The sequence below is a fragment of the Pseudomonas sp. NPDC079086 genome, assembly GCF_044542155.1.
Classification (GTDB): domain Bacteria; phylum Pseudomonadota; class Gammaproteobacteria; order Pseudomonadales; family Pseudomonadaceae; genus Aquipseudomonas.
On sequence record NZ_JBITTY010000003.1, the window covers coordinates 60544 to 82990 of the forward strand.

Sequence of the window (22447 nt, forward strand, 5' to 3'; positions counted from 1 at the left end):
AACCGATCGCTAGTCGCCACAGTTTGAAAGTCAGTTCTACGCTGACAGCCAGCTGAGCTGCGGGTATTGTTCGGCCATGAGCCAAACACCCAACACCTTGTTACTGACCTACCAACCGCCCTGGCAGTGGCAACAATTCCATGCGCACTTTGCCCTGCGCGCCCTGGCTGGGGTGGAAAGCCTGCAGCCGCACAGTTACGCACGTAGCGTGCAACTCGATGGCCAGCGCGGCTGGTTCCGCGTGCAGGCGCTGGATGATCAGCATGCACTGCAGCTGCACTACAGCGAATCGCTGCAGCCTTGCCTAACGGCTCTCACCGCACGGGTGCGCAAGATGTTTGATCTGGACTGCCAACCGCAGCAGATCAGCGCGCATTTTGCCAACGACGCGCAACTCGGCCCGCTGGTAGCACGCAACCCTGGGCTGCGCTTACCGACTGCCTTCGAGCCATTTGAGCAAGCGGTGCGCGCCATCGTTGGCCAGCAGGTTACGGTCAAGGCGGCGGTGACCATCACCGGCCGCCTGGTTACCCGCCTGGGCGAGCCATTGCAGTTTACCGATGCAGTCGATATTCAACGGTTGTTCCCCAGCCCAGCCGCCATCGCCGGAGCCAACCTGGATGGCATCGGTATGCCCGGCAAGCGTGTGCAAACCCTGCAACACTTCGCCGCGCAGGTGGCCAGCGGCGACCTGCGCCTGGATCTTCAGGACGGCTATACGGCCTTTGTCGAGCGGTTGTGCGCCCTGCCTGGCATTGGTCCGTGGACCGCGGAATATATTGCACTGCGCGCCTTTGGCGAGGTCGATGCCTTTCCCGCCAGTGACCTGGGTCTGCTCAAGGCACCGGTATGGGGCGCGACTGGTATCGACGCCAAACAGATCAAGGCCCGCGCCGAAGCCTGGCGGCCTTGGCGCGCCTACGCCGCTGCGCACCTGTGGCACAACTACTCGGAGGGCTGACGCGATGTTCTACCGCTACCACGACAGTCCAATCGGCCGCCTGCTATTAGCCGCGGATGAAACCGGCTTGCAGCAACTACTGATGGATATTGAAGGCAAGCCCTGGCATATCGGCGAACACTGGCGCAGCGCCACAGATGAGCTGGATAAGGTGTGTAGGCAGCTGGATGAGTATTTTGCCGGGCGTCGCCAGCGCTTCGAGCTGACCTTGGCGCCGCAGGGCACGGCATTTCAACAGGCCGTGTGGCAAGCATTACAGGCTATCCCGTTTGGCCGCACCAGCTGCTACAGCGACCTCGCAGCCGAGATCGCGCGCCCCAAGGCAGTACGCGCCGTCGGCGCGGCCAATGGCGCCAACCCGATTGCCATCATCATTCCCTGCCATCGGGTAATCGGCCGTGACGGCAGCCTCACCGGTTATGCCGGCGGTCTACCGCGCAAAGCGCTGCTGCTCAAACTGGAAGGGGCACAGCTACCGGAACAGCGGCAGCTGAGTCTTTAAGTACAGGGCGACTCAGGGCTGAACTCGCGCCAGCACACGCGCTGGCGCCGCTAACGGTAACGCCAGAATCAGCCCCTCGCCAGACGCTGGGTAGACACCGGTCAACGCCGTGATATTGACCTGATGGGAGACCAGCACCAATGACACGCCACGAGCTTGCGCATTGATCTGCTCAATCAACGCGGCAGTTTGCTCACGGGCGGTGTTGGGTGTTTGAAAGAACGAATCCAGGGCTGGCAGCACTTCTACTGCGCCCAAGCCCATTTCGCGGGCCGTGTCCTGGGCACGGCACCAGCGGCTGCTAAGCAGACGCGGCTCAATCCAATGGCTGCGCAACAACTGTCCCCAGCGCTGCGCCTGCTCGCGGCCAACATGATTGAGGTTGCGCTGCGTGCGGCAATCATCCAGTTGGAAATTCGCCGGATCACCCGTGCCGGGCGCTGTGGCATGGCGCAACAGCAGCACGGCGCGGCCTTCACGCAACGCGGTCCAGGCGTGCTTATCGCTGGCCTGGACTGTGCCGCTCAGCAGGCAAAGCGCTAAAAACCACGCGCCTGCCCGCCGCATGGCTAAAACTTGACCGTGCCACGCGGCCCCATCAATGCCCAGATGATCAGGCCGATCACCGGCAGCAATACGATCAGCAATATCCACAACACCTTGATGCCCGTTTCGGCGTTGCTTTTGATCACGCTGAGAATCGCCCAGATATCCAGCGCCAGAATGACCAGACCCAGTAAACCGTTGAACATTGAACCCATATGGTGTTGCTCCTATGCGAAGGGATCGCTTACGTAGGATAGACACTAACGGTAAGAGTTCAGCCGTTTGCTCTTTCAGCAGTCATCCAGCCCGGTAAACGCGGCGGCAAAATCACCCTCTACAGGCACAAACCCTGGCACCTGGCGGCTATCGAACAGGCGCAGCATGGCAAAACGCGGATGTTCACCTGCATCGAACCAATGCGCGATGCCAGCAGGCAGCCCTACCAGGTCGCCCTTCTCGCACAACAGGCTGTAGACGTACTCACCAATATGCAGCGCCAGCAGGCCACGACCTGCCAGGTAGTAATGCAGGTGAGCCGGTTGGCACGCCTGCTCCTGGCGCAGCGCACGGGCCAGTTCACTGCCCTCGCCGCGCTCATCACACAGGCTCAGTATTTCGGCACTGGCGTAGCCATGCGCAGTCATCAGCTGGTCGATCTGCACGCGGCTGGCCGCCATCAGTTCCTCGCTGGCAGTGCCGGCGGTAACGGCTTGCTGCACCGGCGCCTGGCTGAACTGCACGCCAACGGCGGCCAGGGTGCTGTTGATGTCTTCGGCGTGGGTCAACAGCTTGTTCGGGTACTCGGGCGAAGACTGGTGGTAGACGGTCAGGCTGCTCATGGTCGGGGCTCTCGTACGGTTTCAGTTCAGACAATCAGGTTTATGGCCGCTCATCGCGCATATAGCATGCGGTGATCAGCCCAGCCGCCAGGGCAATCAGGCTGGCAATGGCAAAGGTCCAGGCCGGACCGAGGCTGTGCCAGCTATAACCGGAATACAGCGCACCCAGCGCACCGCCAACACCTGCCAGCGCGGCATACAGCGCCTGGCCCTGGCCCTGCTGGCGGTCGGCAAAGCTGCGCTGGACGAAATGCATGGCCGCCGCGTGGAAACTGCCAAAGGTCGCGGCGTGCATCAATTGAGCAAATAGCAGCACCTGCAGATGCCCGGCCAGGTTGCCCAGCAACAGCCAGCGCACGGCGGTAATCAGAAAACTCGCCAGCAGCACGGTACGCAGGGAATAGCGCGCCAGCAAACGGGCCATGACCATAAACAGCACGATCTCGGCCAGCACGCCCAACGCCCACAGCTGGCCGATCACCCCACGCGAATAGCCGAGAGCCTCCAGATGCAGGCTGAGAAAGGTGTAGTACGGGCCGTTGCTCAACTGCATCAGCCCGGCGCTAAGGTAGAACGCGAGAATCCCTGGGCGCCGCAGTTGTTGAAGAAAGCCGCCTTGCTCCAGAGTATTTGGACGCATCTGCGGCTGCGCATTGGGCACCCACCAGCTGCTCAGGACGATGCCGCTCATGATCAGAATCAGCGCCCAGGGATAGGCGTCCAGGCTAAGCACCTCAAACAGCTTGCCCAGGCCCACCACGGCGGCGATAAAGCCGATACTGCCCCATAGGCGGATCTGGCTGTAGCGCGCCGCCTGCTCCTTGAGATGGGCAAAGGTGATGACCTCGAACTGCGGCAGCACCGCGTGCCAGAAGAACGCATGCAAGGCCATGATCAGTGCCAGCCAGGCGTAACTCTGGCTGATAAAGATGCCGGCAAAGCACAGCAGCGTGCAGAGCGCACCGAAACGCACGATGGCCAGCCGTCGCCCGCTGTAGTCACCCAGCCAGCCCCAGATATTCGGCGCGATGCAGCGCATCAACATAGGAATGGCGATCAACTCGCCAATTCGCGCGGCAGAAAACCCCAGGTGATCGAAATACAGTGCAAGAAACGGCGCAGTGGCGCCGAGCAGCGAGAAATAGAAGAAGTAGAAACCGGACAGGCGCCAGTAAGGCAATCCCGGGCTCATGCTGCGCATAAACCCGGAAGCATGCTGCGGGACGCGCTTGGCCGCGCAGCAGCACTGATCACAGCTGTGGCAGCACCGGCGTGCTGACCCGTACATCGGCATTCTGCGCACGGTGGCGCAGCAGATGGTCCATCAGCACGATGGCCATCATCGCCTCAGCGATTGGCGTAGCGCGGATACCCACGCAGGGGTCGTGACGGCCCTTGGTGATGATATCCACCGGGTTGCCGTGAATATCAATCGAACGTCCCGGCGTGGTGATGCTTGAGGTTGGTTTGAGCGCCAAATGCGCAACAATCGACTGCCCACTGGAAAGCCCGCCAAGAATGCCGCCGGCGTTGTTGGAGAGGAAACCCTCTGGCGTCATCTCGTCACGGTGCTCAGTGCCGCGCTGCGCCACGCTGGCGAACCCCGCGCCGATTTCCACGCCCTTGACTGCGTTGATGCTCATCAGCGCGTGGGCCAGTTCGGCGTCCAGCCGGTCAAAAATTGGCTCGCCCAGGCCTGGCATAACGCCCTCAGCAACCACGGTGATCTTCGCCCCAACCGAATCCTGATCACGGCGCAGCTGGTCCATATAGGCTTCCAGCTCCGGGACCTTGTCTGGGTCAGGACTGAAGAAGGCGTTCTGCTCGACCGATTCCCAGCTCTTGAACGGGATTTCGATTGGCCCCAGCTGGCTCATATAGCCGCGTATCACAATGCCCTGGGTGGCCAGGTACTTCTTGGCGATGGCACCGGCGGCAACGCGCATGGCAGTTTCGCGCGCCGAGCTGCGACCGCCACCGCGGTAGTCACGGATGCCGTACTTGTGGTGATAGGTGTAATCGGCATGGGCCGGGCGGAAGGAATCCTTGATTGCCGAGTAATCCTTGGACTTCTGATCGGTATTGCGGATCAGCAGACCAATCGAGCAACCGGTGGTTTTGCCCTCGAACACCCCAGCGAGGATTTCCACCTCGTCGTCTTCCTGGCGCTGCGTGGTATGCCGGCTTGTGCCTGGTTTGCGCCGATCAAGATCACGCTGCAGGTCTTCCAGGCTAATCTCCAGCCCCGGCGGGCAGCCATCAACAATGGCGACCAACGCCGGGCCATGGCTTTCGCCAGCGGTGGTGACAGTGAACAGCTTGCCGTAGGTATTGCCGGACATGTGCAAAACGCTCCGCGAAAATCAGCTCCGAGGCTACGCCAGCCGGCGCAAAACCCCACTTGAGTAAAGTGCGGCGAGTATACCCGGGGCGTCCGCACAGATCATCCTCGAACCTTCAGGGCGGATAAACGTCCAATTGGCTTACCCTTGGCAGTTCCTATCCATGACCCGAGTTCTTCTGTTGCCCCTTCTTCTCTGCAGCACGCTGCTGCAAGCCGCCCCTAACGCCGCGCACAGCAGCAATACACACAGCAGCGTGCAACAACCCATGCGTCTGCAAACAGATCAGGGCATGCTGTATGGCACTTTGCTCAAACCCAGCACCACCAAACCCGTGGCAGTGGCGCTGTTGATTGCCGGCTCCGGCCCCACCGATCGTGACGGCAACAACCCCGAAGGCGGCCAGAGCGACAGCCTCAAACGCCTGGCCCAGAGCCTGGCCAAACAGGGCATCGCCAGCCTGCGTTATGACAAGCGTGGCGTAGCCGCCAGCCGCGCAGCCACCCCGGATGAGCGTGACCTGAGTGTCGAGGGTTATGTCAGCGATGCCGTGGGCTGGGCGCAACGACTCAAGGCTGATCCGGCGTTTGACCGGTTGATTCTGATTGGCCACAGCGAAGGCGCACTGATTGCCAGCCTGGCTGCCGAACAGGCCCAGGCCGACGCCTTGGTGGCAATCGCCGGCAGCTCGCGGCCGATTGATCAGCTATTGCGTGAGCAACTAGCCTCCCGTCTGCCGCCGCATCTGCTGGCGCAGAGCAATCAGTTGCTCGACCGCCTGCTGGCCGGGCGACTCAGCCCACAGGTGCCCAAACAGTTGCAGGTGCTGTTTCGCCCCAGCGTGCAGCCCTATTTGATCTCACTGCTGCGGCAGAACCCCGGCCAGGCCTTTGCCCGGTTGAAGATCCCGGCGCTAATCGTACAGGGCAGCCATGACATCCAGGTCAGCGTCGCCGACGCCCAGGCACTGCAAGCGGCCAAGCCGGATGCCGAGCTGCTGATCATCTCCGGCATGAACCATATGCTGCGTATCAGCGCGCTGGATTTACCGGCGCAACTGGCGAGCTATGACAATCCTCGGCTACCGTTGGCACAGGGGCTGGGCGAGCAGATCGCCGAGTTCATCCAGCGCAGCGGCAAAAAGCCAGCCTCCAGTTAGCCGAGCGGCGGCCGATAAGCGCAAAAGCAGGCGCCCTATAAATTGGCGTCGCGTAAAGGACCGCCGTTTTATGACCGACAGCCCCGCGCCGCAAACCGACACCGACGCTGCCCCACAGGAAGTCGTCGAGCAAGCCCATCCCTGGGCCGAGCTTGCGCCCGAACATTTTCACCTATTGCGCCTGGCTGCCCTGCCCACCGACCGCCACACCGGCGCCCGGCCACTGCGCTTTATCCAGCTGGGCCGCGTTGAGCGCCTGGGCAAGCAGCACAGCCTGCTGCGCCTGACCTTGCAGCTACCCGGTCAGCGCGTGCGCAAGGAGCAGAATATCTTCGAAGTCTGGGCCAATCATGAACAGCGCACCGTGCGCTTCGGCCCCGACACTGGCCTGCTGGTACAGCCGGAAAACCGTGGCCTGGGGCGCTTTATGCTGGCTCAGGGGATTATCTGGGCACGCCAGCACTTCGCTCATTACCAGGTGGAAAACACCCCGCTGGCGAGTAAGGACGCCTTCAGCGATGAAGCCCGCGCCCGTCGCGACCACTGCCTGCAGGCCCAGGGCTTTGTGGTCGAATACCTCGACCCACTAAAGATCAAGGCGCAATGTGGCGCACCACGGGTCAGCTCGCTGCATGGCGATTGGCACACGGAAAAGGTGCAGATCGTCGAGTTACTGGACGCCGCCAGCATGCTGCAACAGGCCGACCAGAGCCTGCGCGAACAAGAGGTGAAAGTACGCAAACTGGAAGCGCGCATTGATGTATTCAAACGCGAAGACGGCGGTTTGCGCTTCACCATCACCTGTCTGGTGGCCTTCTGCGTATTTCAGGCGGGATTGCTGATCTGGATTGCCACGCGCTAACGGATAGCGCTGGCCTGGCGGTACTGCCCCGGCGCCACGCCGTAAGCCTGTTTGAACTGTCGACTCAGATGGCTCTGATCGGCAAAGCCCAGTTGCATTGCCACACTCAGCGGCGGCAAGCCGGTGGCACGGCGAAACACCCGAGCAAAATGAAACGGCGACAAACCCACCGCCTGTGCCAGTTGCTCCAGTGACGGCGGCGCCGCCAACTGACTGGCCAATAACTCCTTGGCGCGACTCACAGCGCGCGGCTCATCCCCAGGTGCTAAACCATCAGGCAAGCGTGCATGACGCTGAAACAGCAACAAAATCGCCTCACGCCAGGCGGTTTGCAGCTGCAGCGCCGAGGCCTGGCTGTCCAGCAGCTGATGCAGGTTGCCGAATTGACGATGCAGCTGCGGGTCATGCAGCACGCTAAGGGCGAATGACGGCATGCCCTGCTGACATAACTCCAGCTCCGCCAGCACACCGCACACCAGCGCGTTGTCCGGGTAGAAACCGCGGTAGTGCCAGCCCTGATCATGGGCCTTGGAACCGGTGTGCAGCTCATCCGGGTTGATCAGCACCATGCTGCCGGCCGGCGCCAGATGCTCGCTACCACGGTGGCGAAAACGCTGGGCACCCTGCTCGATCACCGTGAAGACAAAGCCTTCGTGCACATGGGGCGAGAAGCGCTGCTCGATATAGTGCGCGTGCAGCAGCTCGACGCCGTCCAACTCACGTGATTGCCAGAAACGTGTCTGTTCGCCACCCGTCTGCACCATGCCTTAACCGATAAAACGCGCCTCCAGCTGTAGCTTGATCGCCGGCCAATCATGGTCAGTGATGCTGTACAGCACAGTATCGTCCAGACGCCCATCGGCCAACCGGCGGTGATTGCGCAGTACGCCTTCACGCTGCGCCCCGAGCTTTTCGATGGCGCGTTGCGAACGCAGGTTGCTCGCCGCAGTTTTCAGCTGCACACGCACCATGCGCCAGTTCTCGAAGGCATGCTTGAGCATCAGGTACTTGATGGTGCTATTGAGGCCCGTGCCGTGCTGGCTGCGGTCCAACCAGGTCCAGCCGATTTCCGCAGCCGGCAGGCTGCTGACAAACTCAGCAAACCGGGTGGTGCCCACCAGTTGCTCACCCAGGCGGATGGCAAAAGGCAAAGCGCGACCCTCGCGTTGTTCGAGCAGGCCTTCGCGGTACCAGTCCAGACGCTGGGTGCCATTCATATGCACCAGCTCTGCACGATTGGCTTCGGCCAGGCTCACCAACGCCGGGATATCGGCATCGACCATGGGTTCGATGCGAAGTCCGCCACGTTGCAGGGTAATCAGTTGCGGCTTGAACATAGGGTCCCTCCTCGGACAGAGTCGCAGGCGCGACACGCTAACAGGGCCGGCAAGTGTGCACAATCCACAACAGCAACAAGTTCTACGCCAGTGCGACCTTGGTCGTGCCTGACGCACCGTCACTTTGCTGCGAGACTGGGACAAATCATATGCAGTAGGCTCTGGGCAGCCGCTGTGCTGCCAGATAAGACCCCGGCAGCCCCCTATAGTTTGTTTTCGGAGTTTGCATGACCCTGTCTAGCGGGCTGATCGCCGCGGTTGCGCTGATTTACATGGCCATTCTGTTCGCCATCGCCTTCTACGGCGACCGCCGCGCCGCGCCCATGCCGCCGAAGATTCGCGCCTGGGTGTACAGCCTGTCACTGGCGGTGTACTGCACCAGCTGGACGTTTTTCGGCGCGGTGGGTCAGGCCGCCGAACAGCTCTGGTCGTTTCTGCCGATCTACCTCGGGCCGATCATAATCCTGGTCTTTGCGCCCTGGGTGCTGCAGAAAATGGTGATGATCAGCAAACAGGAAAACATTACCTCTATTGCCGACTTTATCGCCGCGCGCTACGGCAAATCCCAGCCCCTGGCGGTGGTCGTGGCGTTGGTCTGCCTGGTCGGCGTATTGCCCTATATCGCCTTGCAGCTCAAAGGCATCGTCCTGGGGGTGAACCTGCTCAGTGGTGCCGGCGCAGGCGCCAATGGTACTGGCGCCCAGGACACAGCGCTGATTGTGTCGCTGGTACTGGCGCTGTTCACAATATTGTTCGGCACGCGCAACCTGGATGTCACCGAACACCACCGCGGCATGGTCCTGGCGATTGCCTTCGAGTCGCTGGTCAAGCTGCTGGCCTTCCTCGCGGTTGGCGCGTTCGTTACCTACGGCCTGTACAACGGTTTTGGCGACCTATTTGACCAAGCCAAGGCCAACCCCGAACTGGAGAGCTTCTGGGCGGAAACCGTCAACTGGCCGGCGATGATGACCCAAACAGGCCTCGCGATGATCGCCATCATCTGCCTGCCGCGACAGTTTCATGTGACGGTGGTGGAGAACATCGAACCGAAAGACTTGCGCCTGGCCCGCTGGGTGTTCCCCGCCTACCTGATACTCGCCGCACTGTTTGTAGTGCCCATTGCCCTGGCTGGGCAAATGCTGCTGCCGGCCGGCGTCACCCCGGATTCCTTTGTGATCAGCCTGCCGCTGTCTGAAGCCCATCCGGCGCTGGCGATGCTGGCCTTTATCGGCGGTGCATCAGCGGCCACCGGCATGGTGATTGTCGCCTCGGTGGCGCTGTCGACGATGATTTCCAACGACATGCTGCTGCCCTGGCTTCTGCGCCGGCAGAACACCGAGCGGCCGTTCGAGGCCTTCCGCCACTGGATGCTGACCGCACGCCGGGTAAGCATTGTGCTGATCCTGCTGCTGGCCTACGTGTGCTATCGCCTGCTGGGCTCTAACGCCAGCCTGGCGACCATCGGCCAGGTGTCTTTTGCCGCCATTGGCCAGCTGGCCCCGGCCATGTTCGGCGCCCTGGTGTGGAAGCAGGCCAACCGCCAGGGGGTGTTTGCCGGGTTGTTCTTTGGTGCGTTGATCTGGTTCTACACTCTGGTCATGCCGCTGGTGGCGCGCGGCCTGGGCTGGCCGGCGGATGCCTTGCCGGGCGTGCACACGCTGCTCTACGGGCCGATCGGCTTTCAGGTCGATGCGCTGACCCGTGGCGTGGTGCTGTCGCTGGCCGGTAACTTCCTGCTGTTTGCCTGGGTCTCCTACTTCTCGCGCACCCGCGTGGCAGAGCATTGGCAGGCCGGGCGCTTTATCGGTCATGACCTCGGCAATAAGCCGAGCAACCGCAGCATGCTCGCGGTACAGGTCGGTGACCTGCTGATGCTGGCCAACCGCTTTGTCGGCGAAGACCGTGCGCGGCAGAGCTTTATGCGTTTCGCCTACCGCCAGGGCAAGAGCTTCGACCCCAGCCAGACCGCCAACAGTGAATGGATCGCCCACACCGAGCGCCTGCTGGCCGGCGTGCTCGGCGCCTCATCGACTCGCGCAGTGGTCAAGGCGGCCATCGAAGGCCGCGAAATGCAGGTCGAGGATGTGGTGCGCATCGTCGACGAAGCCTCGGAGGTACTGCAGTTCAACCGCGCGCTGCTGCAGGGCGCCATCGAGAACATCACCCAAGGCATCAGCGTGGTCGACCAATCGCTGCGCCTGGTGGCCTGGAACCACCGTTATATCGAGCTGTTCAACTATCCCGACGGCCAGGTGTATGTGGGCCGGCCGGTGGCCGAGCTGATCCGCTTCAACGCCGAGCGCGGCCTGCTCGGCGGCGGCGATATCGAGGAGCACGTCAGCAAGCGTCTGTTCTGGATGCGCCAAGGTACCGCGCACACGTCCGAGCGACTGTTCCCCAATGGCCGGGTTATCGAGCTGATCGGCAACCCCATGCCCGGTGGCGGTTTCGTCATGAGCTTTACCGACATCACAGAGTTCCGCGAAGCCGAGCGAGCGCTCAAGGACGCCAACGAAGGCCTGGAACAACGGGTCAGCGAACGCACTTTTGAGCTGTCACAACTGAACCAGGCGCTGACCGAAGCCAAGGGCGTGGCGGAAGCGGCCAACCAGTCGAAAACCCGCTTTCTCACCGCCGTCAGCCATGACCTGATGCAGCCCTTGAATGCCGCGCGGCTGTTCTCCGCCGCCCTCTCCCACCAGGAGGACGCTCTGCCCGCCGACACCCGTGAACTGGTGCGCAACCTGGACAATTCGCTACGTTCGGCCGAAGACCTGATCAGCGACTTGCTGGATATCTCACGCCTGGAAAACGGCCGCATCACTCCGGATCGCCATGCCTTTGTACTGAACAACCTGTTCGACACCCTCGGTGCGGAATTCAAAGTGCTGGCCGCCGAACATGGCGTGGACTTCCGCCTGCGCGGCAGCCGTCTGCGGGTCGACAGCGACATCAAACTGCTGCGGCGTATTCTGCAGAACTTCCTGACCAATGCCTTTCGCTATGCCAAGGGCCCTGTGCTGCTTGGCGTGCGTCGCAAGGGCCAGCATTTGCGCCTGGAAGTCTGGGATCGTGGCCCGGGCATTCCCGACGACAAACGCAAAGTGATTTTCGAGGAATTCAAGCGCCTGGACAGCCACCAGACCCGCGCCGAAAAAGGCCTGGGTCTGGGCCTGGCGATTGCTGATGGCCTGTGCCGAGTGCTTGGCCACCAGCTGGAAGTGCGCTCCTGGCCGGGCAAAGGCAGCGTATTCAGCGTCACCATTCCCCAGGCCTTACACGCCGCGCCGCCCGTGCTGGTCAGCCAGCCCGAGCACAACGGCCAGGCGCTGGCTGGCATTCAGGTGCTGTGCATCGATAACGAGGACAGCATCCTCGCCGGCATGCACAGCCTGTTGTCACGCTGGGGGTGTCAGGTATGGACGGCACGTGATCGCCTGGAGTGCGAGCACCTGCTGAATGAGGACGTGCGGCCGCAACTGGCGCTGGTGGACTTTCATCTGGATGATGGCGAAACCGGCACCGAGCTGATGGCCTGGCTGCGCACGCGCCTGGGTGAGCCGCTTCCGGGCGTGGTGATCAGCGCCGACGGCCGCCCCGAGCTGATCGCTCAGGTGCATGCCGCCGGCCTCGACTTCCTGCCCAAGCCGGTCAAACCGGCCGCCTTACGCGCCCTGATCAGCCGGCATCTGAAACTGCGTTAATCAGCCATTCAGGCGCTGGCGAAACAGCGCCTGATGCTCGCGGCATTGCGCAGCTGCGAGCAGGAATACGCCGTGACCGCCGCGCTCGAACTCAAGCCAGGTGAAGTCAACTTCAGGGTACAGCGCCTCGACGTGCACCTGGCTATTGCCGACTTCGATGATCAGCACGCCTTTCTCGGTCAGATGATCCGCCGCCTCGGCGAGCATGCGGCGAACCAGGTTCAGGCCATCTTCACCGCAGGCCAGGCCCAACTCTGGCTCGTGCTGATATTCGGCCGGCATATCGGCGAAATCTTCAGCATCCACATAAGGTGGGTTGGAAACGATCAGATCGAAACGCTGCCCCGGTAACCCGGCAAAACCATCACCCTGCACGGTGTACACCCGCTCATCCAGGCCATGGCGCTCGATATTCTGGTTGGCCACTTCCAGCGCCTCATAGGACAGATCGCCGAGCACCACCTCGGCCTCTGGGAACTCATAAGCGCAGGCGATACCGATGCAGCCAGAGCCAGTGCACAGGTCGAGAATCCGCGCCGGCTCCAGCGCCAGCCAGGGCTCGAAGTGCTGCTCGATCAACTCGGCAATCGGTGAGCGTGGAACCAGTACACGCTCATCGACAATAAACGGCATGCCACAGAACCAGGCCTCACCCAGCAGGTAGGCGGTCGGCACGCGCTCATCGATACGCCGCGCCAACAAGGCGTGCAGGTGCACGTGCTCGTCATCTTCCAGACGGCAATCGAGGTAGCTGTCGGCGATTTCATAAGGCAGGTGCAGGGCGCCAAGCACCAGCTGGCGGGCTTCGTCCCAGGCATTGTCGGTGCCGTGGCCGAAAAACAGCTCCTCGCCGTGAAACCGACTGACCGCCCAGCGAATGTAGTCGCGCACCGTACGCAGGCGGGTTGGGTGGGTATGTATAGCGTCGGTCACGGCAGCTCTCCGCAGAAAAAAGTGCGTCATTCTAGCAGCCTGCTGCGCCCGCCCGCGCAGGGTGCAGCGCTTGTTTAGCGCCGCGCTGCATGACTGACCATAAAGGCCACCACAGTCACAAAGTAAACCTGCCCAAGCATCACGCTCATCAGTATAATTTTGTTACCAATTTCTAAACCCTTCCCTCCCTTCTCAAGACATCCCTAAAAATGGTCATAGATCCCTTTTCGATCACGGGCTTGCTCGTGCTGGCGATATTTTTGATTGGCATGACGCTGATCGTTTTTGAAGCACAACTGGAGATGGATAAGTTCAAGCCGGCGATGTTCATGATGTCCGGCCTGATCGTTATCGGTGCCCACTACGCGTTTTACGACCCCAATGGCTTTCAGTTCTTCCTGCATGCGCAGAGCGAGATCAAGGAAGAGCTGTTCGGCCTGATCGCCTTTATGGCGTTTATGTGGATGGTGGTCGAGCTGCTCAATGAGCGGAACGTCTTCACCGCCCTCAATGGCTACCTGATGCGCAAAGGCCTCGGCGCACGCGGCATGTTCTGGGCCACCGGCGCGCTGTCGGCGCTGCTCTCGCCGTTTCTCAACAACATCACCACGGCGATGATCTTCGGCAAGACGGTGAAAAACATCTCGACCAATCAACGCTACACGCATATTTCGCTGTGCAACATCGTGGTCGCCTCCAACTCCGGGGTGTGGTTTCTCGGCACCTCGACCAGCCTGATGGTGGTGCTGGCCGGCAAGATCAGCATCGCTGGCCTGCTGTTGCTGATCCCCTCAGCGTTGATCGGCTGGCTACTGTTCGCCGCCACGCTGCATTTCTTCTATCTGCGCAAACTCGATGGCCAGAGCCTGATTCAGGTGGCCGACCAGGCCGAATCCGCGCTTAAACCTGGCGGAGCGGGCCTGGCGATCGTTGGTTTCTTCGCGGTATTTGGCGCAGTGCTGTGCAACATTGTGCTGAAAGTCAGCATCGAATTCGCCATCGGCATTGGCCTGGGCATCGTTGCGCTGTATGCCTGGCTGCTGATGCACCGCGGCATCGAACTGCCCTGGCAGGATCAACTGCAAAAGGTCGAGTGGAACGCCCTGCTGTTCTTTATTGGCATCATCACCTCGGTGGCCTGCCTCAACCATGTCGGCTGGCTGTCGTATATCTCGCGGCTGTTCGAAGTGCTGCACCCCACCGCCGTTAACGTGGTGCTAGGGGTCGCGTCCGGGGTGATGGACAACGTACCGGTGGAAGCAGCCGCGCTGATGTCAAACCCCGAGCTGGGTCTCAATCAGTGGGCGCTGAATGCGCTGATGGTGGGTATTGGCGGCTCATTGACAGTGGTCGGCTCAGCCGCCGGAGTGATGGCGATGTCGCTGGACAAGACCTACAGCTTCGCCGTGCACCTGAAGTTTCTCCCGGCCATACTGGTCAACTTCTTCGGCTCGCTGGGTATCTGGTACCTGCAGTTCGAACTGTTTGGCCTGTACTGAAACGAAAGCGCCAGGGCATGCCCTGGCGCTTGTCGATGAATGCGGCTTTGGCGCACGCCATCATTAGTCTCGTTTAAGGTGCAATTCGCGCAGCACAGCGATGGAAATCGCCACGGCGAACAACAGCCAGAAATGCTCGGAAAACAGTGCAATCAGATTCATATTGCAGCTCCTTTGCTTGAAATCGCCGTTCCTCGGCAGCCCCTCGATTCTGCTCGCCGCATAGGCAGCATGCAAGATCATCGACTACAAAGGTTCACAGCAGCGCAGCACAGGCGGACAATGGGTGGACTGTCCATGCCAGCCTGGAGTTCCTGCCATGTCCACCCCTAAAACGATGTTCGCCCTCACTGGCCGCAGCCATGCGCCCGCCAGCCTGAGCAATGCGACCTTGCTGATCATTGATGCGCAAGAGGAGTACCGCAGCGGCGTGTTGCAATTACCGGGGCTGGATGCCGCGCTGGAAGAAATCGCCAAATTGCTCGCCGCCGCCCGTGACCTGGGCAGCGCCATTGTTCACGTCAAACACCTGGGCATCCCCGACGGCCTGCTCGACCCACGCGGCCCACGAGGCCTGCACCTGCCAGAAGCCGCTCCGCTGCCGGGCGAGATCATCGTCGAAAAACGCATGCCCAACGCCTTCAACGGCACCGACCTGCATGAGCGCCTACAAGCCCTGGGCCATCTGGACCTGATTGTCTGCGGTTTTATGACTCACTCGAGCATCAGCACCACAGTGCGCGCCACCAAGGACTATGGTTACCGCTGCACCGTGGTCGATGCGGCCTGCGCCACCCGCGACCTGCCGGCGCTCGATGGCCAAGTAATTAGCGCCGCCGAGATGCACCGCGCCGAGATGATCGCCCTGGCCGACAATTTTGCCGCCGTGGTGCCTGGCGCCAGCGCCTTGATCTGAATAACCGACAGCGCGTAGCAGTTCGCAACTTGCACAAAAGCTGAGCGGCGTAGTTGAACCCCGCCAGCCCAGGTCGGTCATACCGCCGATAACCACCGAGGAAATTGGCATGAGGAAATCGGAATGAAACACTCCGATGGTTTCGATGCACGCCGCCTGCGCCCACGCAATACCAGCAACTGGCGCCTGCGCCTGGGCGCAGGTCTAGCGGCGTTGTTCGCCACATTCGGCGTGCTGCTGAGCATGGCCGGCATCGCCACCTTGCTCGGCCAACCTGCGGCGCTAGGTCCGCTGAACGAATCACCAGCCGCAGCCAGTACATTTATCGTCATTGGCCTGCTGTTGCTGGTCTTCGGTGTGATGCTCTGGCGCCGCTGCCGACGCCGTATGCGCCGCCCCAGCGACCTGAGCATGGCGCCGCACCTGATGAAAAAGCGCGACTAGATCCAGACAAGCACGGAAGCCGGTAGCTTGGGTACACTAACGGCCTTCGCGGAGGCCTAAATGCAAGACGACGATTTTTCCCTGTTCAAAGCCGAGTTGCGCGGCGTCAAACCGATCAAGCATGACCGCGCCGACACCGGTAAACCCAAACCCAACCGTGCCCAACTGGCCACCCTGCGCCAAGCGGCCACGGCCCGCGTGGATTCAGTCAAGGTCGACGGCCTGTCCGACCAGTTCGTCATTGATGTCGGCGCCGAAGACCCTCTCTACTGGGCCGCCAACGGCGTGCAGGAAGGCCAGATGCGCAAGCTCAAGCTGGGGCAGATCAGCTTTGAAGGCAGCCTCGACCTGCACGGCATGAGCGTAGAAAAAGCCCGCGACACCTTGTGGGAATTTATTGCCGAAGCCAATAAGCTGGAGGTGCGCTGCGTGCGCATCACCCATGGCAAAGCCGTGCGCATGGACGGCCGCAAGCCGATGATCAAAAGCCACGTCAACACCTGGCTGCGCCAACATCCGCAAGTACTCGGTTTCACCTCCTGCCTGGCCAAACACGGCGGTACCGGCGCGGTATACGTGATGCTCAAGCGCACCATGATGGATGGCCGCGACGAATAAGCCCCTGCAGCTGGCGGCCTGCGCACTTGCCAGCCCGACCCACGCGGCCTAACCTGCGCCCTTTAGAAAGACCTACGAGATTGTCCATGTCCCTGGAACAGAACTACACCGCGATCCTTGGCCAACTTGGCGAAGACGTATCCCGCGAAGGCCTGCTCGATACGCCAAAGCGCGCCGCCAAAGCCATGCAGTACCTCTGCAAGGGCTACCAGCAAACCCTCGAAGAAGTCACCAACGGCGCGCTGTTCAGCTCCGACAACAGCGAGATGGTGCTGGTCAAAAACATCGAGCTGTACTCGTTGTGCGAACACCACCTGCTGCCCTTTATCGGCAAGGCCCACGTCGCCTATATCCCAAATGGCAAGGTGCTCGGCCTGTCGAAAGTCGCGCGCATTGTCGACATGTACGCACGCCGCCTGCAGATCCAGGAAAACCTCAGCCGGCAGATCGCCGAAGCTATCCAGCAGGTCACCGGTGCCCTCGGTGTTGCGGTGGTGATCGAGGCGCAGCACATGTGCATGATGATGCGCGGCGTAGAGAAGCAGAACTCCTCCATGGTTACCTCGGTAATGCTTGGCGAGTTCCGCGAGAACGCCGCCACGCGCAGCGAGTTCCTCAGTTTGATCAATAACTGATCAGCCCCTGCTGCACATAGAAACCGGCCCCGTGCCGGTTTTTTTCTGCCTGCCGCCTGGCGATATCCCGCCAGAAGCCGCAACAAACCCGCCTGAACATGGCGAGATCACGCCACCCAAACCACCGTGCGCTCCATGGGTACTGCGCCAGCGCACCACAATCTGCGGCCCTGCAGTGGCGGGCATGCTTTTTGCGAATAGCCCATGTAACGCCAGTCAACGCCCTCTGAGCCACTGCCGTTACGCACACGACGCCCTGCACACCCGCCCCGCGCCTGTCGTTCGCCGACGGGCACGCTAGCTATTGCCACACGCCTGACCCCGTGCCGGCGCAGGTCGTCACTTTGACTTCACCGATAAGATGGTTGGTTTAATGAAAAAACTCCTGTTGACCCTCCTGTGCCTGAGCGTGATCGGCTGCGCCAAGCACCCTGAGCCAGAAAAAACCGTGGATGTCCTTCTGGTGGGCGGCGGCATCATGAGTGCTAGCCTGGGTACCTACCTCAACGAGTTGGAGCCAGGCTGGAGCATCGATATCTACGAGCGCCTCGACCGTGTCGCCGATGAAAGCTCCAACGCCTGGAACAACGCCGGCACCGGCCACTCGGCCTTCTGCGAGCTGAACTACACCCCTGAGCAGGCCGATGGCAGCATCGATATCAGCAAGGCGATAGCGATCAACGAATCCTTCGAAATTTCCAAACAGTTCTGGGCCTATCAGATTGAACGCAAGGTGCTGAACAACCCGCCTTCGTTTATCAACAACGTGCCGCACATGAGCTTTGTCTGGGGCGATGACAACGTCGAGTTCCTCAAGAAGCGCCATGCTGCCCTGCAGGCCAGTTCGCTGTTTCGCGGCATGGAATATTCCGAAGACCCGCAGCAGATCAAAGAATGGGTACCGCTGGTGATGGAAGGCCGCGAGCCTGGGCAGAAGCTTGCCGCCACCCGCGTATCGATTGGCACCGATGTCAACTTTGGTGAAATCACCCGCCAGCTGCTCGGCTCGCTGAGCCAGCAGGACAACGTCAGCCTCAACCTCCAGCATGAAGTGCGCGGCATCGAGCGCAACGCCGACAACACCTGGAACGTGCGAGTGGTCGACCTGGCCAACGGCGGCGCCGAGAAAACCATCAACGCCAAATTCGTATTTATCGGTGCCGGCGGCGCCGCGCTGAAGTTGCTGCAGATGTCCGGCATCAGTGAAGGCGAAGGCTATGCCGGCTTCCCGGTCGGTGGCTCCTTCCTCGCCACCAGCAACCCGGAAATTGTTGCCCAACATCAGGCCAAGGTATACGGCAAGGCCTCAGTCGGTTCGCCGCCGATGTCCGTGCCGCACCTGGATACCCGGGTAATCGAAGGCCGGAAGGTGCTGCTGTTCGGACCGTTCGCCACCTTCTCCACCAAGTTCCTGAAAAATGGCTCGCTGCTCGACACATTCAGCGCGCTGACCACCGACAACATCCTGCCGATGGCCTATGCCGGCATCGATAATTTCTCGCTCAGCACCTACCTGATGGGCCAATTGATGCTCAGCCAGGAAGACCGCATGGATTCGCTGCGCGAGTATTTCCCCAATGCCAAATCGGAGGATTGGGAACTGATTCAGGCCGGCCAGCGCGTGCAGATCATCAAGAAAGACGCCGAACATGGCGGCATCCTGCAGTTTGGTACCGAAGTGGTCAGCGCCGCAGATGGCAGCCTCGCCGCCCTGCTCGGCGCCTCGCCAGGGGCCTCGACAGCCGCGCCGATCATGCTCTCTGTGCTGGAAAAGACCTTCAAGGACAAACTGCAAAGCCCTGAGTGGCAAACCAAGTTGAAAGAAATCATCCCGTCTTACGGCCAAAAGCTGAACGACGACCTGGCGCTGACCAACCAGACCCGCGCCTGGAGCAGCGAACGCCTGCAACTGGAGTTCGTTGAAGTGCCACCGCTGGCCCTCACCCCAGAGGTCAGCCAGGCGCAGTAAGCCGCCTGCTGGGCAATGCAGATTGCCGGGAGCACCTTTTACCGTCGCTTCGCGCGGCACACCCTGCAGCCATGGATGGCATGCAATAAAAAACCGGCCACAAGCCGGTTTTTTATTGCGCGGCGAACAGCCTACTGGCCCTTGAACGGCACCCGCGGCTTGGTGCGCAGCGGATCGAGCAAGCCCGACAGACCGTTGTGATCGATTTCCTGCATCAGCGCCAGCAGGCGACCGGTCTCGTTTTTAGGGAAGCCTTCACGGGCAAACCAGTTGAGGTAATTACCCGGCAAGTCGGCAAGCAAACGGCCTTTGTACTTACCAAAAGGCATTTCGCGGGTTACCAGCAGCAGCAGGTCTTCGGGTTTCATCGCAGGCTCGGCAGGGTTCGGCAATCGAGTGCAGAGTATGCCGTTGGGCGCAGACCCAGGCCAGCGCCTACGCCAGTGGCGCAAACTCGGGTAAGCTGCGCGCCCCTGTTTATCGACCCAAGGTTTGCCCCAGCATGATTATCAAGGCACTGCGCATCGGCCTCGGCCAGTTGATCATCTTCCTCGACTGGATCAGCCGTCCGGCCAAGCTCAAACGCACGCCAGAGGCTCAAGCCGCTGTTGAACAAAACGCCGCCAATCTGGCCTTGTATCAATTCCACGCCTGCCCGTTCTGCGTAAAAACTCGCCGTACCCTGCACAAACTCAATGTGCCAGTGGCCCTACGCGACGCGAAGAACGACGCCCAGGCGCGCAGCGAGCTGGAACAGCAAGGCGGCAAGATCAAGGTGCCGTGCTTGCGCATCGAAGAAAACGGCCAGAGCACCTGGATGTATGAGTCCAAAGCAATCATCGCTTATCTCGACGAGCGCTTCGCTGCTGCCTGATCAGGCAATCGGGGCCGCCTAGCGGCCCCAACAGCTCAAGGCTGTGCAGCCTGCAACTCGCTCGCGACAAACTGGCTGCCCTGTTGCTGCGCAACAAAACTCACTTTGTCACCCACCTTGAGCCCCTCCAGTTGAACAGCGTCCTGCACCTGAAACACCATGGTCATCGGCGGCATGCCGAGGTTGGCCAGCGGCCCATGGCGCAGGGTGATTTTCTGGTTGGCTGCATCGATCTTGCGCACCTCGCCCTGACTTGTGGCCGGCGAGGCGCTGTGCTGGCTGGCAAATACGGGGCTGGCCAGCGCGCAGGCCAAGGCGATAACACTCAGTAAATTTTTCATGGTCGATCCTCTTGCTTGAGTAAGGGGTTAGTTGGCCAACACACGAATGCGGCCAACCATGCCGGCCTGGTAGTGGCCGGCGATCAGGCAGGCGAAATCGAAGTCGCCAGCACGATTGAAGGTCCAGATGATCTCGCCACTCTGCCCCGGCCCGACATGGGCCATATACGGCTCGTCGTGCTGCATACCGGGAAACTTGACCATCATCGCCGCGTGCGCATCCAGATCCACCTGAGTGCCCAGGACGAACTCATGCAGCGACTTGCCCTGGTTACGGTGCACAAAGCGGATGGTCTCGCCCTGTTTGATCTCCAACTGATCGGGGCTAAAACGCATCTGGTCGCTCATGCCTATTTTGATAGTGCGGCTGACCTGCTCAAGGTCACCGGCAATCCCCCAGGGTTTCTGCTCTTTGACTACGGCAGCGCTGTGCTGCGCAGCGTGTTGTTCGCTATGGCCCAGCGCTGAGCCGCTAAGCAGCATGCCCGCCAGGGCGAATGCCAACGGCAAATAAGCTGTCTGTTGCATGGGTCTACCTCCTCAATGGCCAGCATGGCCGCTAGGTTTACGCACTTGCACTTCGACCGGCTCGCCAGGCGGTTGCTTAAGCGGCATCGACTGCCCGCCGGCCTCGCTCGAACGCGCCGGTTTGGCCAGCTCCCCTTTCCACTCAAAGGCCACAGTGCCGGCCGGGTGTTTGAACCAGCCCGGGTCGCGGTAATCGCCGAGCGCTTGATCCTTACGCACCTTGAGCACGGTAAACATGCCGCCCATTTCCACTGAGCCGAAGGGGCCGTCGCCGGTCATCATCGGTGCGGTGTTGTCTGGCAGCGGCATCTGCATTTCCGCCATATCGGTCATGCCGCGCTCGCCCATCACCATGTAATCAGGGATCAGCTTGGCGACCTTGCGCGTCATCTCGCGGTGATCGACACCAATCAGCGTCGGCACGTCATGGCCCATGGCGTTCATGGTGTGGTGACTCTTGTGGCAATGAAACGCCCAGTCGCCCTCCTCGTCGGCAAGAAACTCAACCTGACGCATCTGCCCCACCGCGATATCCGTGGTTACCTCTGGCCAACGCGAGCCCAGCGGCGTCGGTCCGCCATCGGTGCCGGTCACTTCAAACTCGTGGCCGTGCAGATGGATCGGGTGGTTAGTCATGGTCAGGTTGCCGACGCGCAGGCGCACCTTGTCGTTATGCCGCACCACCAACGGGTCGATGCCAGGGAAGATGCGGCTGTTAAAAGTCCACAGGTTGAAGTCGAGCATGGTCATGATCTGCGGCGTGGCTGCTCCAGGTTCGATGTCATAGGCGTTAAGTAGAAAGCAGAAATCCCGATCCACTTCGCTAATTAGCGGGTGGTGTTCCTTGGGATGAGTAACCCAAAAGCCCATCATGCCCATGGCCATCTGGGTCATTTCATCTGCATGCGGGTGGTACATAAAGGTGCCGGGGCGGCGAGCGACGAACTCGTAAACGAAGGTCTTGCCCACCGGAATGGAGGGTTGGGTCAGCCCGGAGACGCCATCCATGCCATTGGGCAGGCGCTGACCGTGCCAGTGCACGCTGGTGTGTTCCGGCAGCTTGTTAGTGACGAAAATACGCACCCGATCGCCCTCCACCACCTCGATGGTCGGCCCCGGCGACTGGCCGTTATAGCCCCACAAATGGGCCTTGTAGCCCGGCGCCAGCTCGCGCACCACCGGCTCGGCGACCAGGTGGAACTCCTTGACCCCGTTGTTCATCCGCCACGGCAGGGTCCAGCCATTGAGGGTGACCACCGGGTTATAGGGCAGGCCGTTCTGCGGTTGCAGCGGCGGCTGGGTGTCGGCGCTGCCCTGGGACACCGCCTCAGGTATGCCGGCCAGGGATACCCGGCTGACCGCCGAGCTGGCAACAGCAGCAGTAATCGCGCTGGCACCGAGAAAGAAATCACGTCGTGAAACCATGGGGAAATATCCT

The 22447-nt window shown here is 61.1% G+C and carries 24 protein-coding genes; 12 read left to right on the forward strand and 12 right to left on the reverse strand.

Annotated features, from left to right (window positions below; all coding sequences use genetic code 11):
* Positions 1–76: 76 nt before the first annotated feature.
* A complete protein-coding gene (locus ACIGEK_RS15000; protein WP_397494089.1) occupies positions 77–961 on the forward strand; it encodes a DNA-3-methyladenine glycosylase family protein in 885 nt (294 codons plus the stop codon).
* Positions 962–965: 4 nt separating this feature from the next.
* On the forward strand, positions 966–1463 hold the full coding sequence (locus ACIGEK_RS15005; protein WP_397494090.1) for a methylated-DNA--[protein]-cysteine S-methyltransferase: 498 nt from the start codon (positions 966–968) through the stop codon (positions 1461–1463).
* Between the two features lie 12 nt (positions 1464–1475).
* Here the strand turns inward: ACIGEK_RS15005 and ACIGEK_RS15010 are convergent, their stop codons facing one another.
* From ACIGEK_RS15010 to aroC, 5 genes are all read right to left on the reverse strand, one after another.
* A complete protein-coding gene (locus ACIGEK_RS15010) occupies positions 1476–2030 on the reverse strand; it encodes a histidine phosphatase family protein (RefSeq protein WP_397494091.1) in 555 nt (184 codons plus the stop codon).
* Between the two features lie 2 nt (positions 2031–2032).
* Complete coding sequence (locus ACIGEK_RS15015; protein ID WP_090385447.1) at positions 2033–2224, reverse strand: PLDc N-terminal domain-containing protein; 192 nt, start codon at positions 2222–2224, stop codon at positions 2033–2035.
* 75 nt (positions 2225–2299) lie between these two features.
* Positions 2300–2848, reverse strand: coding sequence for an acireductone dioxygenase (locus ACIGEK_RS15020; RefSeq protein ID WP_397494092.1), 549 nt, complete (start codon positions 2846–2848; stop codon positions 2300–2302).
* Between the two features lie 40 nt (positions 2849–2888).
* Positions 2889–4040: an MFS transporter gene (locus ACIGEK_RS15025; RefSeq protein ID WP_397494093.1), complete on the reverse strand. Its 1152-nt coding sequence runs from the start codon at positions 4038–4040 to the stop codon at positions 2889–2891.
* 58 nt (positions 4041–4098) lie between these two features.
* Positions 4099–5190, reverse strand: a complete 1092-nt coding sequence (gene aroC, locus ACIGEK_RS15030; RefSeq protein ID WP_397494094.1) for a chorismate synthase — start codon at positions 5188–5190, stop codon at positions 4099–4101.
* A 163-nt stretch (positions 5191–5353) separates the two neighbouring features.
* On the opposite strand from aroC, the gene ACIGEK_RS15035 reads away from it, so the two are divergent.
* Both ACIGEK_RS15035 and ACIGEK_RS15040 read left to right on the forward strand, forming a co-directional pair.
* Positions 5354–6349: an alpha/beta hydrolase gene (locus tag ACIGEK_RS15035; protein ID WP_397494095.1), complete on the forward strand. Its 996-nt coding sequence runs from the start codon at positions 5354–5356 to the stop codon at positions 6347–6349.
* A gap of 70 nt (positions 6350–6419) precedes the next feature.
* Positions 6420–7211, forward strand: coding sequence for a hypothetical protein (locus tag ACIGEK_RS15040; RefSeq protein ID WP_397494096.1), 792 nt, complete (start codon positions 6420–6422; stop codon positions 7209–7211).
* On the opposite strand, the gene ACIGEK_RS15045 is transcribed toward ACIGEK_RS15040, so the two are convergent.
* Both ACIGEK_RS15045 and ACIGEK_RS15050 read right to left on the reverse strand, forming a co-directional pair.
* Positions 7208–7975: an AraC family ligand binding domain-containing protein gene (locus ACIGEK_RS15045; protein WP_397494097.1), complete on the reverse strand. Its 768-nt coding sequence runs from the start codon at positions 7973–7975 to the stop codon at positions 7208–7210. The genes ACIGEK_RS15040 and ACIGEK_RS15045 overlap by 4 nt on opposite strands.
* Before the next feature lie 3 nt (positions 7976–7978).
* A complete protein-coding gene (locus ACIGEK_RS15050; protein WP_397494098.1) occupies positions 7979–8548 on the reverse strand; it encodes a GNAT family N-acetyltransferase in 570 nt (189 codons plus the stop codon).
* Positions 8549–8775: 227 nt separating this feature from the next.
* Between ACIGEK_RS15050 and ACIGEK_RS15055 the strand changes: the two genes are divergently transcribed.
* A complete protein-coding gene (locus ACIGEK_RS15055; protein ID WP_397494099.1) occupies positions 8776–12252 on the forward strand; it encodes a NahK/ErcS family hybrid sensor histidine kinase/response regulator in 3477 nt (1158 codons plus the stop codon).
* On the opposite strand, the gene prmB is transcribed toward ACIGEK_RS15055, so the two are convergent.
* Positions 12253–13173, reverse strand: coding sequence for a 50S ribosomal protein L3 N(5)-glutamine methyltransferase (gene prmB / locus ACIGEK_RS15060; protein ID WP_397494626.1), 921 nt, complete (start codon positions 13171–13173; stop codon positions 12253–12255).
* Positions 13174–13454: 281 nt separating this feature from the next.
* Between prmB and nhaD the strand changes: the two genes are divergently transcribed.
* The 6 genes from nhaD (at position 13455) to mqo (ending at position 19266) form a co-directional block, all read left to right on the forward strand.
* Entirely contained in the window at positions 13455–14684 is a 1230-nt protein-coding gene (gene nhaD, locus ACIGEK_RS15065) for a sodium:proton antiporter NhaD (RefSeq protein WP_397494100.1), read from the forward strand.
* A gap of 319 nt (positions 14685–15003) precedes the next feature.
* Positions 15004–15600 carry a cysteine hydrolase family protein gene (locus tag ACIGEK_RS15070; protein WP_397494101.1) on the forward strand — a complete coding sequence of 199 codons (597 nt, stop codon included), beginning with the start codon at positions 15004–15006 and terminating at the stop codon, positions 15598–15600.
* Positions 15601–15723: 123 nt separating this feature from the next.
* Positions 15724–16044 (forward strand): hypothetical protein, encoded by a 321-nt coding sequence (locus ACIGEK_RS15075; RefSeq protein WP_397494102.1) that lies wholly within the window; start codon positions 15724–15726, stop codon positions 16042–16044.
* 60 nt (positions 16045–16104) lie between these two features.
* Entirely contained in the window at positions 16105–16662 is a 558-nt protein-coding gene (locus ACIGEK_RS15080; RefSeq protein ID WP_275961526.1) for a Smr/MutS family protein, read from the forward strand.
* 86 nt (positions 16663–16748) lie between these two features.
* Entirely contained in the window at positions 16749–17297 is a 549-nt protein-coding gene (folE, locus tag ACIGEK_RS15085; protein WP_397494103.1) for a GTP cyclohydrolase I FolE, read from the forward strand.
* A 373-nt stretch (positions 17298–17670) separates the two neighbouring features.
* Positions 17671–19266: a malate dehydrogenase (quinone) gene (mqo, locus tag ACIGEK_RS15090; RefSeq protein WP_397494104.1), complete on the forward strand. Its 1596-nt coding sequence runs from the start codon at positions 17671–17673 to the stop codon at positions 19264–19266.
* 131 nt (positions 19267–19397) lie between these two features.
* On the opposite strand, the gene ACIGEK_RS15095 is transcribed toward mqo, so the two are convergent.
* Positions 19398–19634: a DUF3820 family protein gene (locus ACIGEK_RS15095; protein WP_397494106.1), complete on the reverse strand. Its 237-nt coding sequence runs from the start codon at positions 19632–19634 to the stop codon at positions 19398–19400.
* 134 nt (positions 19635–19768) lie between these two features.
* Here ACIGEK_RS15095 and ACIGEK_RS15100 point away from each other — a divergent pair, with 134 nt between their 5' ends.
* Positions 19769–20140, forward strand: coding sequence for a glutaredoxin family protein (locus ACIGEK_RS15100; RefSeq protein ID WP_397494107.1), 372 nt, complete (start codon positions 19769–19771; stop codon positions 20138–20140).
* A 35-nt stretch (positions 20141–20175) separates the two neighbouring features.
* Here ACIGEK_RS15100 and ACIGEK_RS15105 read toward each other — a convergent pair whose 3' ends face one another.
* Genes ACIGEK_RS15105 through ACIGEK_RS15115 form a run of 3 tightly spaced genes read right to left on the reverse strand, consistent with a single transcriptional unit; the run spans position 20176 to position 22434 of the window.
* The gene (locus ACIGEK_RS15105; protein ID WP_397494109.1) at positions 20176–20481 is read right to left on the reverse strand and encodes a copper-binding protein; all 306 of its coding nucleotides are present in this window, start codon (positions 20479–20481) and stop codon (positions 20176–20178) included.
* 27 nt (positions 20482–20508) lie between these two features.
* A complete protein-coding gene (locus tag ACIGEK_RS15110) occupies positions 20509–21009 on the reverse strand; it encodes a plastocyanin/azurin family copper-binding protein (RefSeq protein WP_397494110.1) in 501 nt (166 codons plus the stop codon).
* Between the two features lie 12 nt (positions 21010–21021).
* The gene (locus ACIGEK_RS15115) at positions 21022–22434 is read right to left on the reverse strand and encodes a multicopper oxidase family protein (protein WP_397494111.1); all 1413 of its coding nucleotides are present in this window, start codon (positions 22432–22434) and stop codon (positions 21022–21024) included.
* Between the last annotated feature and the right edge of the window lie 13 nt (positions 22435–22447).

What these genes read in the sequence shown, in the direction of transcription:
- ACIGEK_RS15015 (WP_090385447.1), bottom strand. Translation starts at nt 2,224, where the DNA reads ATGGGTTCAATGTTCAACGGTTTACTGGGTCTGGTCATTCTGGCGCTG.
- ACIGEK_RS15115 (WP_397494111.1), bottom strand. Translation starts at nt 22,434, where the DNA reads ATGGTTTCACGACGTGATTTCTTTCTCGGTGCCAGCGCGATTACTGCT.
- ACIGEK_RS15070 (WP_397494101.1), top strand. Translation starts at nt 15,004, where the DNA reads ATGTCCACCCCTAAAACGATGTTCGCCCTCACTGGCCGCAGCCATGCG.
- ACIGEK_RS15105 (WP_397494109.1), bottom strand. Translation starts at nt 20,481, where the DNA reads ATGAAAAATTTACTGAGTGTTATCGCCTTGGCCTGCGCGCTGGCCAGC.
- ACIGEK_RS15000 (WP_397494089.1), top strand. Translation starts at nt 77, where the DNA reads ATGAGCCAAACACCCAACACCTTGTTACTGACCTACCAACCGCCCTGG.
- ACIGEK_RS15100 (WP_397494107.1), top strand. Translation starts at nt 19,769, where the DNA reads ATGATTATCAAGGCACTGCGCATCGGCCTCGGCCAGTTGATCATCTTC.
- ACIGEK_RS15040 (WP_397494096.1), top strand. Translation starts at nt 6,420, where the DNA reads ATGACCGACAGCCCCGCGCCGCAAACCGACACCGACGCTGCCCCACAG.
- ACIGEK_RS15075 (WP_397494102.1), top strand. Translation starts at nt 15,724, where the DNA reads ATGAAACACTCCGATGGTTTCGATGCACGCCGCCTGCGCCCACGCAAT.
- ACIGEK_RS15010 (WP_397494091.1), bottom strand. Translation starts at nt 2,030, where the DNA reads ATGCGGCGGGCAGGCGCGTGGTTTTTAGCGCTTTGCCTGCTGAGCGGC.
- ACIGEK_RS15005 (WP_397494090.1), top strand. Translation starts at nt 966, where the DNA reads ATGTTCTACCGCTACCACGACAGTCCAATCGGCCGCCTGCTATTAGCC.
- ACIGEK_RS15045 (WP_397494097.1), bottom strand. Translation starts at nt 7,975, where the DNA reads ATGGTGCAGACGGGTGGCGAACAGACACGTTTCTGGCAATCACGTGAG.
- nhaD (WP_397494100.1), top strand. Translation starts at nt 13,455, where the DNA reads ATGACGCTGATCGTTTTTGAAGCACAACTGGAGATGGATAAGTTCAAG.
- ACIGEK_RS15095 (WP_397494106.1), bottom strand. Translation starts at nt 19,634, where the DNA reads ATGAAACCCGAAGACCTGCTGCTGCTGGTAACCCGCGAAATGCCTTTT.
- ACIGEK_RS15050 (WP_397494098.1), bottom strand. Translation starts at nt 8,548, where the DNA reads ATGTTCAAGCCGCAACTGATTACCCTGCAACGTGGCGGACTTCGCATC.
- mqo (WP_397494104.1), top strand. Translation starts at nt 17,671, where the DNA reads ATGAAAAAACTCCTGTTGACCCTCCTGTGCCTGAGCGTGATCGGCTGC.
- aroC (WP_397494094.1), bottom strand. Translation starts at nt 5,190, where the DNA reads ATGTCCGGCAATACCTACGGCAAGCTGTTCACTGTCACCACCGCTGGC.
- folE (WP_397494103.1), top strand. Translation starts at nt 16,749, where the DNA reads ATGTCCCTGGAACAGAACTACACCGCGATCCTTGGCCAACTTGGCGAA.
- ACIGEK_RS15035 (WP_397494095.1), top strand. Translation starts at nt 5,354, where the DNA reads ATGACCCGAGTTCTTCTGTTGCCCCTTCTTCTCTGCAGCACGCTGCTG.
- ACIGEK_RS15055 (WP_397494099.1), top strand. Translation starts at nt 8,776, where the DNA reads ATGACCCTGTCTAGCGGGCTGATCGCCGCGGTTGCGCTGATTTACATG.
- ACIGEK_RS15110 (WP_397494110.1), bottom strand. Translation starts at nt 21,009, where the DNA reads ATGCAACAGACAGCTTATTTGCCGTTGGCATTCGCCCTGGCGGGCATG.
- ACIGEK_RS15020 (WP_397494092.1), bottom strand. Translation starts at nt 2,848, where the DNA reads ATGAGCAGCCTGACCGTCTACCACCAGTCTTCGCCCGAGTACCCGAAC.
- ACIGEK_RS15080 (WP_275961526.1), top strand. Translation starts at nt 16,105, where the DNA reads ATGCAAGACGACGATTTTTCCCTGTTCAAAGCCGAGTTGCGCGGCGTC.
- ACIGEK_RS15025 (WP_397494093.1), bottom strand. Translation starts at nt 4,040, where the DNA reads ATGAGCCCGGGATTGCCTTACTGGCGCCTGTCCGGTTTCTACTTCTTC.